Raw genomic sequence first — 16,560 nt, forward strand, 5'->3', positions numbered from 1 at the left:
GGTAACGCGGAGTCAGCCTTTGAGCCCGCTGGAGGTGATGGACTGGATGAACGTCTTCTGCGCGCCGAGGAAGGCCAGCAGGACCGGCAGGACGGTGATCACGTTGCCCGCCATCACCGCGGCCCATTCGGTGTGATGCTGCCCCTGGAACGTGGTGAGCCCCAGCTGCAGGGTGTACTGCGTGTCGTGGTTGATGGCGATCAGCGGCCAGGTCAGGTCGTTCCACGTACTCAGGAACGTCAGCACCGCGACGGTGCTCAGCGCGGGCCGCGACAGCGGCAGCACGATCCGGAACAGCACGCGCAGCCGCGAGCAGCCGTCGATCCACGCCGCTTCCTCCAGTTCCCTCGGCAGGGAAAGGAAGAACTGACGCAGCAGGAACACCGCGAACGGGGTGACCAGCGACGGCACGATCAACGCGCCGAGCGTGTCGATCAAGCCGAGCTTCTTCATCACGAGGAAGGTCGGGATCATCGTCAGCTGGAACGGGATCGCCATCGTGGCGAGCATCAGCACCAGCATCACCCGGGATCCGGCGAACCGCATCCGCGCGAACGCGTACCCACCCAGCGCGCCGAACAGCAGATTGGACACGACGGCCACTGTGGACACGATCAGCGAGTTCAGGAACCAGCGCGGGAAAAGCGCGTTCGCCAGGACGTAGCGATAGCCGCCGAAGTCCAGTTTGGACGGCCATAACGCGGGTGGGAAACGATTGATCTCCGCGTTGCTCATGAACGAGCTGAGCAGCAGCCAGATCAGCGGGGCCGCGAAGAGCAGCGCCAGCGGGACGAGCAGCAGATGCCACAGGCTGAACGGAAGCCGTAAGCGGATCCGGGACCGGCGGGCTTCGAACGTGCCGACAGCGGGCAGGGCGGCTTTGACGGTCATCGGGAAACCTCCGCGGCACGACGGCGTCCGGGCCTCCGCAGCACTCGCACGCCCACCGCGATCACGAGCAACGCGATGGCGAGTACGTACGCGGCGGCCGCGCCGTAGCCCGCCGTGAAGTTCTTGAACGCCTGTTCCCAGATGAAGTAGACGATCACCGTGGTGGAGCCGAGCGGCCCGCCCTTGGTCGTCACGTACACGAGGTCGAACACCTGCAGGGAATTGATGACCTGCCACAGCAGCAGGAACACCGTCATCGGGGTGATGGCGGGCAGCGTCACGTGCCGCAGCACCTGCCACCGGCCCGCGCCGTCCAGCCTCGCGGCCTCCACAAGGGACGGTGGCACGTCCTGGAGCGCGGCCAGGTACACCACGACGCAGAATCCGGTCCCGCTCCACAGGGTGATGCCGACGAGGACGAGCAGTGCCTGCCCGGGGTCGGAGAGAAACCCTTGGGGTGAAAGGCCGAGGTGGTGCAGCAGCGAGTTGGCGACGCCGAACTGCGGGTCGAGGATGAAGGAGAACAGCACGCCCTGCGCTGTCGCGGAGATGATGAACGGGACGAAGAACAGCGTGCGGTACAGGCCGATGAACCTGATGCGCCGGTTCAGCGCCAGTGCCAGCAGCAGCCCGAAGACGATGCTGAGCGGGACGTACAAAACCGTGTACAGCAAGGTGTTTACGACGGCCTGCGCGAAATGCGGGTCCTTGGCGAGCGCGTGGTAGTTGTCCAGGCCCACCAGTCTGCTCGGCGTCACCAGGTCGTCGGCCTGGAACGACAGCAGCAGCGACCAGACGACCGGGACGACACCGAGGCCGAGGATGATGAGCACCGACGGCGAGATGTACGCCCACGCCGACGCTGTCTCGCGTCGCCGCCGGCGGTTTCCCCGCCTGACACCGGGGGACCGGGATACGGTGATCGGGGCCGGTAATCCGGGCATGTGCGAACTCCTAGCGCGGAATGATCAGGGCGGCGTTGGCTTCCTCGGCGCAGGCACGCATGGCCTCGGCCGGCGTGCTCCTGCCGAGCAGCACCGCGACGACGGCGGTGGCGACAGCCTGGGACACCTGGGGATAGGCGGGATGCACGGGCTTCACACGCGCGTTTTCCAGCGCGTGCGCGAAAACCGGCAGCCCTGCGGTTTCCGCGGCCTTCTGCTGCCAGGCGGGCATCGACTGGGCACGACGGCTCAGCGGCAGGCTTCCCGCGCCGACGTCCCAGCGGACGTCCTGGTCCGGCTGGATCAGCCAGCTCACGAAGGTCCGTGCCGCCCGCACGCGTTCCTCGCCGTTGTCGAACAGCGTCCAGGTGTCCGGTCCGGAAATCGTCACGGGCCTGCGGCTGAAGGTCGGGAGCGGGACCACGTGGTAGTCGATTCCGGCGTCGGTGATGTCGGGCAGCTGCCAGGGGCCGGTGGCGACCATGCCGATCCGTCCCGCGGCGAACGCCTTGTACATCTGTTCGCTCCCCGGTTTGGGGTCGATGTAGACGCTCTTGTCGGCGGCGAGGTCTCGCAACACTTCGAGCGCGCGGACACCGGATTCGGCGAACCCGATGCTCCGGCCGTCCTTGCCGATCACCTCGCCACCGAGGTCCCACACCAGCGGCCACAGCCGCCACACGGTGTCCTCGTCGCCCGCGCCCGGCCAGGCCGTGCCGAACGTGCCGGACTGCGGATCGGTCAGTTTCCGCGCGGTGGCAACGAATTCCGGCCAGGTCCAGTTCTCGTCCGGAAGCGGGATCCCCCGCTGCGCGAACAGCGTCTTGTTGCACACCACGGCGAGGACGTCCAGCATCGCCGGGACGGCGCGGACGCGCCCGTTGAGCGTGACCGCCTCCCGCGCGGACGGCCAGTAGTCCGGCCACGGCGTGGGACCGGAGTTCACCAGGCCGGTCACGTCGACCACCTGCGGGCTGCGGGCGACGCTGGCGAGGTCCGCCCCGAAGACGTAGGCGATATCGGGGTAGGACCCGGACGCCAGCGCCGCCGTCACCTTCTGGAGCATGGCGTCGGCCAGGACACCGCCGCCCATGTCGACGCGGATGCCGGGATGGGCGCGCTGGAAATCGGCGACGAGGCCTTCGATGACCTTGCGGCCGACGTCGTTCTGCCCGTGCCACAGTTCGATCGTGACGGGCCCGCCGGAACCGGCTTGCGCGTTCGAGGCGCAGCCCGCCAGCGTGGCGCCGACTGCCAGACCGCCGGCACCCTTGAGGAATCCACGCCGGGAAATGGGCGCGGATGGTCCACGAACGTCCATCGTTTCCTCCGGAAATGCGGCAGGGACAGGTAAAGTCGCGAGCCGCTCAGCAGGTCTCGCGGACGTACTTGGCGCTGCCCCGCGGGGAGACATCCCGGTCACGCCGGACGACGCTCAAGCTGTCGCCCCAGTGCTCGCAGGCGTTGGCCAGACCCTTGCCGGTGTACTCGATCGCGATCACGTGATTGCCGAAGGCCGAAGTGAACTCGCCGCAATTGTTCTGCTCGCCGCATTCTTCCGCGACCGCGAAGTCCAGGCCGTTCCGCTGATGCTGATCGGAAAGCTCCGAGGTGTTCTTCTGCGCGATCGCGAGTCCCTGCCGGTGGGCGTGCGCGGAAAGCAACCGGATGTAGGCCTGCGCGTCCTCGGCGCTCAGCAGGTTCTGCGAACGGGTGAAGCTGTCGTAGTTGTCGGGCTCCACGGCCTGATACCCCTTGGCCGCGCACTGGTCGATCCAGCCGGTCACCTTCGCGGCGATCCGCTCCCGCTTGGCGTCCGTCCGGAGGTCCAGCAACGCTTCTTTCCAGTCCTTGTCCACGACGACGGTGCCGTTCGCGTCGCGCAGGAGCAGGTCGGAATCCCAGCTACCCTCAGCTCCGGGCTGGGCCTGGAAAGCGTTTACATAGCAGATGTTGTAGAGCCCGGGGGTGGCCGCGGCCGTATGGTCCCGGGTCACCACCTTGACGCCCCCGGGCGGCTGGTAGGCGCCGCCGATCTGGTAGTCGAAACCGGCTCCGGCGGGTGGCGGGGCGACGGCGTGTGCCTCGGCGGGGGAAGCGGCGGCAGGGGGCGAGGTTGCGGTGGAGGACGGGGAGCAACCGAGCGCGGCCGAGAGGGCCGCGGCACAGCTCAGCACCTGAACGCGGGTGAAGTGCATCAGTGAACTCCGGGATGCTGGTGGGCACGACCCCGCCTCGGACGAGCACTCGTCCTGGCGACTCAGGCCGGACTCGTGGCTACCGCCACCTACCGGCTGGGCGTACCTCTCACGCCGGGCGTTCGTTCCGACGTGCCTAGGAGTAAAGCCGAGCAAATCCAGTCATGTCAAGCGTTCGGTGTTGCTCGATTCAATGCCAGATCGAGCAGTAATGAGCAGAACTGGCTGACGATGCCGACGCCTTGCGCCGGCCAGGGGGCTCAGAGGAGACCGGCGAAGTGGGAGATCAGTTCGGCGGCCTGAGCCGGGGCCAGCCGGGGGTCGCAGGGAGACCGGTAGCGCGGCAGCCTCGTGTGTGCTGCTTCCGCGGTGCTCGCGACGCATTCGGTGACCTCGTCGGGCGTCAGTTCCAGATGGAGCCCGCCGATGGGGAGCCCGGCCGCGCGCATGATCCGGGCGAAGGAGGTGACCTCGGCACGAATCTGGTCCATGGCACGGGTTTTCCGCCCGTACCGGGTGGTGATCGTGTTGCCGTGCATGGGATCGGTCAGCCAGGCGACCGGGGCACCGTGCAGCTTCACGGCCTTGACGAGCGGCGGGAGCAGCCGGTCGATCTCGGTGGCGCCGAGCCGCACGATGAACACCGGGGGCGGGTGCCGGATCGTGCTCAGCCGCACCGCTTCCTCGGGCGAGGTCGACGGGCCGATCTTGATTCCGACCGGATTGCGGATCTCGCGCGCGAGAGCGATGTGCGCGCCGGTGAGGGCTCTCGTCCGGTCGCCGATCCAGCCGAAATGCGTCGACGAGGCGTAGCGGCCGTGTCGCCCGTTCCGGACGAGTGGCGTTTCGTAGTCGAGCAACAGCAGTTCGTGCGAACCGAACACGTGATGCCCGGACGGCCTGCGTGCGTTCCACGCACGGATGACGTCGAAGGTGGCGGCCGCGCGGTGGTAGGCCGTCAGCAGCCGCCGGGGATCCGGCACCCGCAGTTCCGGGATCGCGGCCGCGTCGTTGACCGCGTCGCCCCGGTAGCTCGGGGCGTATTCGCCGTTCGGCAGCAGCTGTGTCGGTCTGGACCGCGGCTTGCCGTACTGCCCGGCCAGCCTGCCGATGGTGGTGACCGGTGCGCCGAGGCCCGCGCGGAGCTGGTCCGCGAGCGTGTGCAACTGGTTCAGCTTGGCCTCGACCCGGTCCGGCTTCGCCTCCCGGAACAGTTCGGCGCAGTCGCCGCCCTGCAGGATGAGTTCTTCTCCGCGGGGAAACCGGTCGATCGCCGCGGCCAGCGCCGAGATCTCCGGCTCGGCGACCAGGGGAGGGAGGAGCCGGAGGGTCCGGCGTATTTCTTCGAGGGAAGCCGCGTCGGGCCAGTCGGGCTGCTGAGCGGCCACAAGACCCGGCAAGGCACTGAGTTCAGTCATGCGGAAAGACTCCGTAGACGTCGCGGGCCGTCGGGTTCACCCACCGCGCGGCACCAGATGACCGGCCACACTGGACAACTTCTCACAGGTTTCTTCGAACTCGCGCTCGGGCCGGGACTGCCGGACGATGCCGGCACCGGCGCGGAGCCAGGTCCGGCCGTCGCGCTGGTACAGCGACCGGAGCACCAGCGCCGCGTCCATCGATCCGTCCTCGGCGACCGTGAGGACGGCACCGCTGTAGAGCCCGCGCGCGCTCCGCTCATGCCTTCGGATCGTCCGGTAGGCCGCCTTCTTCGGGATTCCGGACGCGGTCACCCCGGGGAAGACCGCGGCGAACGCGTCCCACGGTCCCTGTCCGGCGCGCAGGCGGCCGGTGACCTGGGAGCCGAGGTGCTGGACCGTGCCGCGTTCCTTGACCGCCATGAAGTTCTCCACCAGCGTGCTTCCCGGCTCGCACAAGGGAAGGAGTTCGTCGTAGACGGCCTTGACCGAGATGGCGTGCTCGTGGATCTCCTTGGGGTCGGTCAGCAGTTCCTGCCGCAGGCGGCTGTTGCGGACAGCGTCGGCCGTCATCGCGCGAGTCCCGGCCAGCGGCTGGCTGCGCACCTCGCCGTCCGCCGAGACCTCCACGACCGTCTCCGGGCTGAACCCCGCCGCGCGCAGATTTCCCATCCGCAGCAGGAAGGACCGCGCGGGCTGGTTGTTCCGCCGCCCGAGGACGTAGCTGGCCACGAGGTCCACGTCGTACCCGACTTCGACCTCGCGGGAGAGGATCACCTTCTGCAGTCTGTTCTGCTCGATCTCGGAGACCGCGGCCGCCACCGCGGTCCGGTAGTGCTCGCCATCGGACGCGGCCGGGTCCAGTGGCTTCGGTTCGTGCCGGGGCGCCGGCTCGTCTCGCGCGAGAGCCTCGCGGATCGTGTCGGCCCCTTCGCCACGGATCACCGCGTCGTTCCCGGAGATGATCATCTCCGTGCGGGGCACGATCAGGTGCAGCAACGGCCAGGTACCGTCGAGGAGCTCGGGCATCCCGGCCTTGGCGTAGGCCAGTTCGAAGCCCGCCCAGCCGTAGGCGCGCCAGCCAGGGATGCCGAGTTCGCGCAGTGCTTCGGCGACCAGGGGCAGCGGATCCCCGTGCCAGGGCCGGATCTCGCACTCGGTGCCGTGCACGCGGCGGACGTGGCGGGCGTCCACCTGGATCTCCGCGAGAACGCCTTGCGCGTAGTACCAGGAGTCCGTGCCTTCGTAGACGACGACGTCTTCGGTATCGGGTACCGCGTGGAGAATCCTTTCCATGGTGCTCAACGGATCGAGGCGGGTGTGCAGGTGCAGCTCGCGCGGTCGGTGCGTCGAAGTCGTCATGAAGGATCAACGGCCTCCTGTTCGGTGTCCGGGTGCTGGGCGGCTCGTCGGGTAAGGGCTTTCTTGTCGACCTTTCCGGCGCTCGTGAGCGGGAGGCCGGGAACGAGGCACAGCCGGTCGGGGAACTTGTACGGGGCCAGGCCGCGATCGCGGAGGAACGCGATCACCCCGGCCAGGGACGGTTCGGCCGGACCGGGCACCACGTAGGCGCAGATCGCCTCGCCCAGCACGGCGTCCGGCGCGGGCACCACCGCCGCGGCCCGCACGTCCGGGCAGGTGAGCAGGTTTTCCTCCACCTCGACGGCGGACACCTTGTCACCGGCCCGGTTGACCACGTCCTTGGTCCGGCCGTGGACGGTGAGATGACCGGTGGGATGCCCGCGGACCAGATCTCCGGTGCGGAAGAAACCGTCGGCGGTGAAGACGCGGCGGTTGTGTTCGGGCGCGCCCGCATAGCCGGTGATGGTGTACGGCCCTCTGGTCAGCAACTCGCCGACGGCGCCCGCCGGGACGTCCCGGTCGTGCTCGTCGACGATCCGGATCTCGTCCTCGGGGGACAGCGGCCGGCCCTGGGTGGTGTGGACGAGTTCGTCCGGGTCGTCGAGCCGGGTGAAGTTCAGCAGTCCTTCGGCCATGCCGAAGACCTGTTGCAGGCGACCGCCCAGCGCGGCGGGCAGCCGTCTCGCGGCCGTGGGATCGAGCTTCGCGCCACCCACCTGGGTCAGCCGCAGGCTGGACAGGTCCGGCCGGGCCCACTCGGCGGCTTCGGCCCACTGGAGTGCCACGGCCGGGACCAGCGCGGTGACCGTCACCCGTTCCGCGGCGATCAGCCGGAAAGCGTCCTCGGGAGCGGCGCTGGTGGACAGGACAGCCGTTCCGCCCGCGTACAACGTGCCGAGCACTCCCGGACAGGCCAGCGCGAAATTGTGGGCGACCGGGAGCACCGCGAGATAAGTGTCCGATTCGGTCAGCGCGCACACCTCGGCGCTGGCGCGGAAATTGTAACCGTAGTCGTCGTGGGTGCGAGGGATCAGTTTGGGGCGGCCGGTCGTGCCTCCGGAAAGCAGGAGCAATGCCGTGCCCGACGGATCGGGATCGGCGAATTCTCGGGGTTCGGTGGCGCACTCCGCGAAAGGGGTGAACTCCGCGGCGTCACCGACAAGGATGACGTGCCGTACGGTTCTCGATTTCTTCGCGATGTTCCTGGCAATTTCACGGTGGTCCGAACCGAAATGTGTGTCCACTGTCACGTAGGCGACAGCCCCGGAAGCCTCGCAGAGGTGCTCGATCTCCTGTACGCGGTGCGCCGGCAGTGCGAGGACGGGAATAGCGCCGATCCTGAACAGTGCGAAGGTCAGTACGAAGAATTCGGGAATATTGGGGAGGTGGACCACGACCCGGTCCCCCGCGGCGATCCCGAGCGTGGCAAGGCCGGCGGCCAGGCGGTCGGCCCGTTCGCCGAGATCGGCGTGGCTGAGCCGGATGTCCTCGCTGATCAGCGCGGTCCGGGCCGCGCGGCCGGGTGCCGGCGAGCGTAACGCGGCAGTGATGGTTTCGCCGCGCCACAGCCCGGAGCGGCGATATCTCCGCGTCCGCTCCGCGTGTGAAGGCATGGATAGTCCGTGCATTCGGTTTCCCCCCTTGGAACCGGCGGTGATGTCCGGACAACCGACAGTGCTTCGGTTCGAGTTCGTCGAATCTCGAAGAGAACGCCCCAGTAGTTGTTCCGGACAGTAGGCGGGGTCGCGCACGGTGCGCCCCACCCATATGCAGAACATATGGATCGGGAGAAGATTTGCCCGGCGGGATATCGATTCGGTGTTCCGTGCGGCCGGTGCATCGTAGATCACCCGGAAAGACCATTGCAGCCCGTCTCGGAATGCGGTCAGACTCGGCGCATGCCAGCTGATTTCTCGCTCGATTCGGGCGCATCGGAAGGCGGCAATATCTCCGCACTGGGGGACGGTACCGAAAACATGACTGACTTCTCCGGCCCGGAATCGGTCCGCGCCGCGGTCGAACGGCTGCTCGGCAGGCGGTTGCGCGCGTCGGACACCGAGGAGAACCTGATCGGGCTGGGACTCGACTCGATGCGGATCATGCGCCTGGCCGGGGACTGGCGGCGGAGCGGCATCGACGTCGGTTTCGCCGAATTGGCCAGGGAACCGACACTCGCCCGCTGGTCGGCGCTGCTGGCCGAACGCGGGGGCGGCGCGGCGGGCGCGGTGCGGCAGGCGGCGGACCGGAAGCGGGGTGCGTTCCCCCTGACGCCCGTGCAGCGGGCCTACTGGGTGGGCCGGAATCCGGCGATGGTGCTGGGCGGGGTCGGTTGCCACGCGTACTACGAGTTCGACGGCCACGGAGTCGAAGCGGACCGGTTGCGCCGGGCCGTGTGCCTGCTGACCCGGCGTCATCCGATGCTGAGGGCGCGGTTCCTCGACTCCGGCGAACAGGAAATCCTCGCCGAGAGCCCGTGGACGGGCCCCGTGGTGCGGGATCTGCGGGAACTCGACGATCGGGCGGCGGCCGAACGCCTGGCGGCGATCCGGGACGAGCTCTCCCACCGGGTACTGCGGGTGGGCGAGGGCGAGGTCTTCGACGTCGGGCTCTCCTTGTTGCCGGGGAACCGCACCCGGCTCCATTTCGACATCGACCTTCTCGTCGCGGACGTGCGCAGTATCGGCATCCTGCTGAAGGATCTCGCGCGCTGCTATGCCGAGCCCGGTAGCGCCGAGGCGGCGGAACCGGGTTACACGTTCGCGGAGTACCTGGCGGACGCGCGGGAGCGGGAGAGCGACGCGAGGCGTCAGGCAGCGGAGTACTGGCGCGGCAGGCTGGAGCTCTTGCCGCGCGGTGGCCCGGAACTGCCGCTCGCGACCGCGCCCGAACGGGTCGAGCGGCCCCGGTTCAGCCGGCGGGCGACGCGGCTCGAGCCTGCGGTGTGGGCGCGGATCCGGGATCGGGCCGCGGCGCACGCGCTGACCCCGGCTGTGGTGCTGGCGACCGCCTACAGCGCGGTACTCGCCGAATGGAGCGGGCAGAAACCGTTCCTGCTGAACCTCCCGCTGTTCGACCGGGATCCCGCCCGGCCCGCCGTGGACGGGATGGTCGCCGACTTCACCAGCCTGATCCTGCTCGCGGTGGAGCCGCGTCCCGGGCAGTCCTTCGCGGACCGGGCCCGGGGCCTGCAGGAGCGCTTGCACGAAGACATTTCGGCGGGCGCCTTCTCCGCGGTCGGGCTGCTTGCGGAGATGAACAGGCGTTTCCCCGGCGAGCGGGTGGGCGCGCCGGTGGTGTTCGCCTGCAACCTCGGCGAGGAGTTCGTCGATGCGCGGTTCCGCGATCAGCTCGGCGAGCAGACCTGGATGCTTTCGCAGACCCCGCAGGTCTGGCTGGATCACCAGGTCTACGACTCGGCCGGCGGACTGGTGCTGGCCTGGGACGCGGTGGACGAGCTGTTCCCGGACGGGATGCTGGACGCGATGTTCGGGGCCTACGAGCAGCTGCTGGACCGGTTGGCCGACGCCGACTGGGCCGCGGCGCTGCCACCGCTCGCGCCACCCACGCAGCTCGCCGTCCGGGCGCTGGCCAACGCCACCGAGGGGCCGCTGCCCGATTCCTTGCTGCACGAGGAGGTCGTGTGCCGGGCGGAGGCCGATCCGGAGCGGATCGCGGTGATCTCACCACGACGTGACCTGAGTTACCGGGAGCTGCTGGGCAGGGCACGGGCCGTCGCCGCCGGGCTCGCCGAGTGTGGTTGCGGCCGGTCCGAGCTCGTCGCGATCGTGATGGACAAGGGCTGGGAACAGGTGGTGGCCGTCCTCGGCGTGCTGCTCGCGGGCGGCGCCTATCTGCCGATCGACACGAACCAGCCGCCCGCCCGGCGGGAACGGCTGCTGCGCGACGCCTCGGTGCGGCTGGTGCTCACGCAGTCCTGGGTGGCGGAGAGCCCTGGCACGCGGTCCCTCGCGGTGGATCTCCTCGGCGAAACCGGGCAGCCGTCCTGGACACCCGCGGCTCCCGGCGATCTCGCCTACGTCATCTACACCTCCGGGTCGACCGGCGCGCCGAAGGGCGTGATGATCAGCCATCGCAGCGCGCGGAACACCATCGACGACGTCACGCGCCGGTTCGGCGTCACCGGGCGGGATCGGGTGCTGGGGCTCAGCAATCTCGGCTTCGACCTGTCCGTCTACGACCTGTTCGGCCCGCTGGCCGTCGGCGGGACGCTCGTGCTCCCGGATCCCGCGCGGCGCACCGATCCTTCACACTGGGCCGAACTGATCGCCCGGCACGGGGTGACGCTGTGGAACTCGGTCCCCGCGCAACTGCAGATGCTCCGGCACTTCCTGGGGTCGGCCCCGGAAACGGCGTTGCCCTCGCTGCGGCTGGCCCTGCTGTCCGGCGACTGGATCCCGGTTCGCCTGCCCGACGAGATCCGGGCACTGCTGCCCGGCCTGGAGCTGGTCAGCCTCGGAGGTGCGACGGAGGCGGCGATCTGGTCGATCCACCACCCCATCGGCGAGACGCCCCCCGACTGGGTGTCGATCCCGTACGGGAAGCCGTTGACCAACCAGACCTTCCATGTACTGGACCCGGCCGGGCGTCCCGCGCCGGATCACGTCCCCGGCGAGCTGTACATCGGCGGCGCGGGAGTGGCGCTGGGCTATCTCGGCGACGAGGAGAAGACGGCGGAGCGGTTCGGCACCGGCCCGGGGACCACGGAACGGCGGTATCGCACCGGCGACTTCGGGCGCTATCTGCCGGACGGCACGATCGAGTTCCTCGGCAGGAAGGACGCCCAGGTCAAGATTCTCGGCCATCGCGTGGAACTGGCCGAGATCGAGGCCGCGCTGGAAGGACATCCCTCGGTCGGCGCCGCCGCGGTGATCACCGACGGCGAGCGCCCGCTCGATCGGCGGTTGGCCGGGTTCGTCGAAACGGCCCGAGGGCGCCGCCCCGACGAGGCCGCGACCGGTCTGCTGACGGCGGACGCGGACGCCGTCGCCGCCACCGCACTCGCCGGAGTCGACCGGGACGCCGCCGCCGGGTTCAGGAGCCTGCTCGATCGCGCCGAGCTGACCACGATGGCGTGGGCGCTGCGCCGCGAGGGGCTGTTCGCCACCGCCGAGGCGGCGCACACCACCGAGGAGATCCTCACCGCGCTCGGGGTCGTGCCGAGACACCATCGGCTCCTGCGCCGGTGGCTGCGCGCGCTGAGCGCGGAGGGCCTGCTGCGCCATGGCCCGGATGACGACCGTTATCGCGGCTTGCGCCCGGTGGGCGGGGACGAGGTCGAGAAGGCATGGGACGCGGCCGAAGAGTCCTGTGTGGACGCGATCTGCCCGGCCGAGCGGATGCGCTATCTCCGCCTGACCGCGTCGGAGGTTCCGCAACTGTTGCGCGGGGATATCGACCACGTACGGAGCTTCTTCCCGCAAGGCGGCCTGGACACGGCCAAGGCCACCTTCACCGGCAACGTCGTCGCGAAGTACCTCAACACCGTGGTGCACACGCTCGTGCGGCGGCTGGCCGGGCAGAGCGACCGTGGGCTGAGCGTGCTGGAGATCGGCGCCGGCATCGGCGGCACCAGCGCGGACCTGATCCCCGCGCTGGCGGAGCTCGACGTCAGCTACCTGTTCACCGACGTGTCACAGTTCTTCCTGAACGAGGCCCGCGAACGGTTCGCCGAGCAGCGCTGGGTGCGCTACGGCCTGTTCGACATGAACCTCGGCTACCGGGAACAGGGCCTGCGGCCGAACTCCTTCGACGTCGTGCTCTGCGCCCACGTGCTGCACAACGCGCGGGACGTCGGCCAGGTGCTCGGCCGGGTGCGTGAGCTGCTGCGGCCGGGCGGATGGCTGATCTTTACCGAGGCGACCCGGGACCACTACGAGCTCATGGGATCCATGGAGTTCCTGGTCCGGGTGGACTCGCCGACCGGGGAGTTCGCCGATCTGCGGGCCGAGAGCGGCCAGCTGTTCCTCACCGAACGCCAGTGGACGGACCAGCTCCGCCGGGCCGGTGGCAGGGCATGGCTGTGCCTGCCCGCCGAGCCGGAGCTGTCCGAACTGTGCGGCCAGCACGTCTTCGCCGCGCAGTTCAAGGCCGACCGGCAGCCCGTCGATCCGGACGAGCTGACCGCCCATCTCACCGAACAGCTGCCCGCGCACATGATCCCGGCGCGGGTGCAGGTGGTCGACGCGCTGCCCAAGACCGTGAACGGCAAGATCGATCGCGCGGAGCTCACGCGATGGCTGGGCCAGTCCCGGCCCTCGGCGCCCGGTGCCGAAGGGACCGAACCCCGCGACGACCGCGAGCGGCGCGTCGCCGCCGTCTGGGCCGAGGTGCTCGGCCTGGCCCGGATCGGCCGGGAGCAGAGCTTCTTCGAGCTGGGTGGCGACTCGTTGCTGATCGCGCAGTTGGTCGGCCGGTTGCGGCAGAACCTGGCCGAGGCCGGGGACTTCGCGTTCGAAGACCTGCTCGGCAGGCTGTTGCGGGCGCCGACGGTGGCGGAGACGGCCGAGTACCTCGCCCGCGGACGGGAGACGTCGTGACGCGCCTGATACATCACGAGGACACCTACCGCAGGCTCGCGGCACGACCGGGCGCCACCGTCCGCTGGGTCTGCTTTTCCCACGCCGGTGGCACGGCGAACGCGTTCCGGGGCTGGGAAAGCCATCTTCCGCCCACCATGGAGCTGATCGCGGCGTGCTATCCGGGCCGGGAGCACCGGAGCGGGACGGCGGTGCCGGCCGACCTCGGCACGCTGTGCGATCAGCTCGCCGCGGAACTCCGGCCCTGGCAAGACATCCCGTTGGTCCTTTTCGGACACAGCATGGGCGCGCTCGTCGGCTACGAGGTGGCGCGGCGGCTCGAGCGGAGCTGGGCCGGGGGACCGGCGCACCTTTTCGTGGCGGGCCAGCCGGCGCCCTCGGCGCACCGGAGGGGGGACGTGCGCAGCGAGGGGCCCGAGGACCGGCTGCTCGCCGAACTCCGTGGGCTCGGCGGGATCGACGAGCCGGTGCTGGAACAGCGAGAGCTGCGCGCGCGGGCGCTGGCCGTGATCCGCGCGGATCTGCGTCTCGTCGAAGCCTACCGGCCCGGCCCCGCCCCGCCACTCGGCTGCCCGGTGACGGCGGTGCGGGGCAGTACCGATCCCGAGGTCACCGCCGAGGAACTCGGGTACTGGGCCCGGCACACCCGGGCGCGGTTCCGCGAGCACGTCGTCGCCGGCGGTCACTTCGCGCCGGTTCGCGCTCCCCGCACACTCCTCGGCCTGTTGCTCACCGACCTCACCGACGACCAGTTCGGCGTGAGCCGCCTGCCACTGCCGTGACGGCCGCCGACCGCTGTCGCACCGCTCGCCCGAGAGAGGGACCGCATGCGAAACACCGGGACACTCAATTCCACCGGGGCCGTCTCGTCGATACCGGAGACGGCGCTGGAAGGCACCGGCGAGACGCTCGCCTGGCTTGCCGAACACCGCCTCCGCGGGCACTACGACTCGGCGGTGATCCCGCTCGGCGAGGTCGCGAACTGGCAACTGGCCGGGGACACGGGCGACCTGGAACACGAGAGCGGCCGGTTCTTCCGGGTCGAAGGCCTCGACGTGCGCACGAACCAGGGCCCGGTCGACCACTGGCGGCAGCCGGTGATCCAGCAGCCGGAGGTGGGGATTCTCGGGTTGCTGGTCCGCCGCGTCGGCGGAGAGTACTACGCCCTGGTGCAGGCCAAAATGGAGCCGGGAAACATCAACGTGGTCCAGGTGGCGCCGACGGTGCAGGCGACGAAGAGCAACTACACGAGGGTGCACGGCGGGGCGGCGACCAAGTACCTGGAGTACTTCCAGGACACGGCATACGGCCGCGTCCTCGTCGACGTCCTGCAGTCCGAGCAGGGCGCCAGGTTCTACCGCAAGCGCAACCGGAACGTCGTCGTCGAGGTGTTCGAGGACGTCCCGGTCGCCGACGGGCACCGATGGCTGCGCCTGGACGTCCTGCGTCTGCTGCACCGCTTCGACAACGTGGTGAACATGTGCCTGCGCTCGGTACTGTCCTGTCTGCCCCTTCGTCCGTCCATGGTGGATACGGCACCGGTGCACACCACCGCCGAGGTGCTGAGCTGGTTCGTCCGTGCCAAGACCAGGCACCGGCTGGACACCCGGCGCGTGCCCCTGCGCGAAGTGACCGGGTGGCGTTACGACGGGCACGACATCGCGCACGAGTCCGGCAAGTACTTCACCGTCGTCGGGGTGCGGACGACGGCGGGCGACCGCGAGGTGCACCGCTGGTCCCAGCCGATGGTCGCGCCCCGGCACCCCGGGATCGCGGCGTTCCTCACCAAACGCGTCGCCGGCGTCGAGCACGTGCTGGTCCAGGCGAAGACCGAGGCGGGGTACCGGGACATCGCGGAGCTCGCGCCCACGGTCCAGTGCATCACGGAGAACTACCGGATGCTGCCCGCCGGGCAGCGGCCGCGCCATCTGGAGTACGTGACCGGCGAGGCGGGTGGGGAAGTCCGTTTCCGCGGCTACCAGTCGGAGGAGGGCGGCCGGTTCTACCGGCAGCAGAACCTGTACCTGATCACCGAGGTCGATCCGGGATTCCCGGACGACGAGGCGGGGGACTACCTCTGGGTGGGTGTCGATCAGCTCCACGACCTGGTGCTGCACAGCAACTATCTGAACATCGAGGCCAGGAGTCTCCTGAGCTGCCTGCAAGCCGCGGTCCCGGTGCGATGAAGGGGCACGACAGGACGGCCACGCGGCGGGTGCGCATCGGGATCATGGGGTGCGCGGAGTTCGCGCGGCGCCGCATGGCACCGGCGATCACGGAACATCCGGACATCGAGCTGACCGCGGTCGCCAGCCGTGCGCCGGAGACCGCGGCCGCCACCGCGACGCGGTTCGCGTGCGAGCCGGTCACCGGCTACGCGGAACTGCTCGAGCGCGACGACGTCGACGCGGTCTACGTGCCGCTGCCGGTCGCGCTGATCGGGGACTGGGCCCTGCGTGCGCTGCGAGCCGGAAAGCACGTGCTGGCGGAAAAAAGCGTGGCGTGCGCGGTGTCACGGGCGAGGGAACTGACCACCTGCGCCGCGGAACGCGGATTGGTGCTGCTGCCGAACTTCCTGTTCCTGCGGCACGTCCAGCAGCGGGCGGTCGCCAAGCTCGTGGCGGCAGGGGAACTCGGCGAACTGCGCCTGATCAGCGCCGCGTTCGGCTTTCCGCCCCGGCCGTCCGGCGACATCCGTTACCGGCGGGACCTGGGCGGCGGATCGCTCGCCGAGACCGGCATCTACCCGGTGCGGCTGGCCCAGTCGCTGCTCGGCGACGGGCTGCGGGTCGGGCACGCGGTACTGCGCGAAGCCGCCGGGCCCACCGGTGCGTTCGACGTGGCGGGGGCCGCGCAGCTGTACGACGAGGCGGGCGTGGTGGCGCAGCTCGCCTTCGGGTTCGACCATTCCTACCGGTGCGACTACGAGATCTGGGGCAGCAAGGGCAGGGTGCGCGTCGAGCGGGCGTTCACCCCGCCCGCCGACTGGGAACCGGTGGTCTGGTGGGAACGGGACGGTGGACGGGAACGGCTTCCCCTGGCACCGGACGATCACGTGCGGAACCTGCTCACCGAGTTCTGCGCCAGGGTCCGGGGCGAGCGCGCGGCGGGGGCCGAACCCGCCGCAGTCGTGGAGACGGCCCGGCTGCTGGAGGAGATCAGTGCCAAGGCGACGGGTTGAGAGCCGAAA

At 69.7% G+C, this 16,560-nt stretch carries 11 protein-coding genes; 4 read left to right on the forward strand and 7 right to left on the reverse strand.

Going from position 1 to position 16,560, the window contains the following annotated elements; translation table 11 throughout:
• Window positions 1-12 precede the first annotated feature (12 nt).
• From ACFWX1_RS02710 to ACFWX1_RS02740, 7 genes are all read right to left on the reverse strand, one after another.
• Entirely contained in the window at window positions 13-891 is an 879-nt protein-coding gene (locus tag ACFWX1_RS02710) for a carbohydrate ABC transporter permease (RefSeq protein WP_378383100.1), read from the reverse strand.
• The gene (locus ACFWX1_RS02715; RefSeq protein ID WP_378383102.1) at window positions 888-1,835 is read right to left on the reverse strand and encodes a carbohydrate ABC transporter permease; all 948 of its coding nucleotides are present in this window, start codon (window positions 1,833-1,835) and stop codon (window positions 888-890) included. Before ACFWX1_RS02715 ends, ACFWX1_RS02710 begins: the two co-directional genes overlap by 4 nt.
• 10 nt (window positions 1,836-1,845) lie before the next feature.
• Window positions 1,846-3,156 carry a substrate-binding domain-containing protein gene (locus tag ACFWX1_RS02720; protein ID WP_378383104.1) on the reverse strand — a complete coding sequence of 437 codons (1,311 nt, stop codon included), beginning with the start codon at window positions 3,154-3,156 and terminating at the stop codon, window positions 1,846-1,848.
• 46 nt (window positions 3,157-3,202) lie between these two features.
• Window positions 3,203-4,033, reverse strand: a complete 831-nt coding sequence (locus tag ACFWX1_RS02725) for an endo alpha-1,4 polygalactosaminidase (protein WP_378383106.1) — start codon at window positions 4,031-4,033, stop codon at window positions 3,203-3,205.
• A gap of 260 nt (window positions 4,034-4,293) precedes the next feature.
• Window positions 4,294-5,451, reverse strand: a complete 1,158-nt coding sequence (locus tag ACFWX1_RS02730; RefSeq protein ID WP_378383108.1) for a 3-deoxy-7-phosphoheptulonate synthase — start codon at window positions 5,449-5,451, stop codon at window positions 4,294-4,296.
• A gap of 36 nt (window positions 5,452-5,487) precedes the next feature.
• On the reverse strand, window positions 5,488-6,813 hold the full coding sequence (locus tag ACFWX1_RS02735; RefSeq protein WP_378383110.1) for a salicylate synthase: 1,326 nt from the start codon (window positions 6,811-6,813) through the stop codon (window positions 5,488-5,490).
• Window positions 6,810-8,426 carry a (2,3-dihydroxybenzoyl)adenylate synthase gene (locus ACFWX1_RS02740; RefSeq protein ID WP_378383112.1) on the reverse strand — a complete coding sequence of 539 codons (1,617 nt, stop codon included), beginning with the start codon at window positions 8,424-8,426 and terminating at the stop codon, window positions 6,810-6,812. The genes ACFWX1_RS02735 and ACFWX1_RS02740 overlap by 4 nt, the downstream gene beginning before the upstream one ends.
• A gap of 363 nt (window positions 8,427-8,789) precedes the next feature.
• Between ACFWX1_RS02740 and ACFWX1_RS02745 the strand changes: the two genes are divergently transcribed.
• Genes ACFWX1_RS02745 through ACFWX1_RS02760 form a run of 4 tightly spaced genes read left to right on the forward strand, consistent with a single transcriptional unit; the run spans window position 8,790 to window position 16,551 of the window.
• On the forward strand, window positions 8,790-13,370 hold the full coding sequence (locus tag ACFWX1_RS02745) for an amino acid adenylation domain-containing protein (protein WP_378383114.1): 4,581 nt from the start codon (window positions 8,790-8,792) through the stop codon (window positions 13,368-13,370).
• The gene (locus ACFWX1_RS02750) at window positions 13,367-14,152 is read left to right on the forward strand and encodes a thioesterase II family protein (protein WP_378383116.1); all 786 of its coding nucleotides are present in this window, start codon (window positions 13,367-13,369) and stop codon (window positions 14,150-14,152) included. Before ACFWX1_RS02745 ends, ACFWX1_RS02750 begins: the two co-directional genes overlap by 4 nt.
• A 45-nt stretch (window positions 14,153-14,197) precedes the next feature.
• On the forward strand, window positions 14,198-15,556 hold the full coding sequence (locus tag ACFWX1_RS02755) for an NDP-hexose 2,3-dehydratase family protein (protein WP_378383118.1): 1,359 nt from the start codon (window positions 14,198-14,200) through the stop codon (window positions 15,554-15,556).
• Entirely contained in the window at window positions 15,553-16,551 is a 999-nt protein-coding gene (locus tag ACFWX1_RS02760) for a Gfo/Idh/MocA family protein (protein WP_378383120.1), read from the forward strand. The genes ACFWX1_RS02755 and ACFWX1_RS02760 overlap by 4 nt, the downstream gene beginning before the upstream one ends.
• The last annotated feature ends 9 nt before the right edge of the window (window positions 16,552-16,560 follow it).

Source organism: Amycolatopsis sp. NPDC059021 (assembly GCF_042739895.1).
Classification (GTDB): domain Bacteria; phylum Actinomycetota; class Actinomycetes; order Mycobacteriales; family Pseudonocardiaceae; genus Amycolatopsis.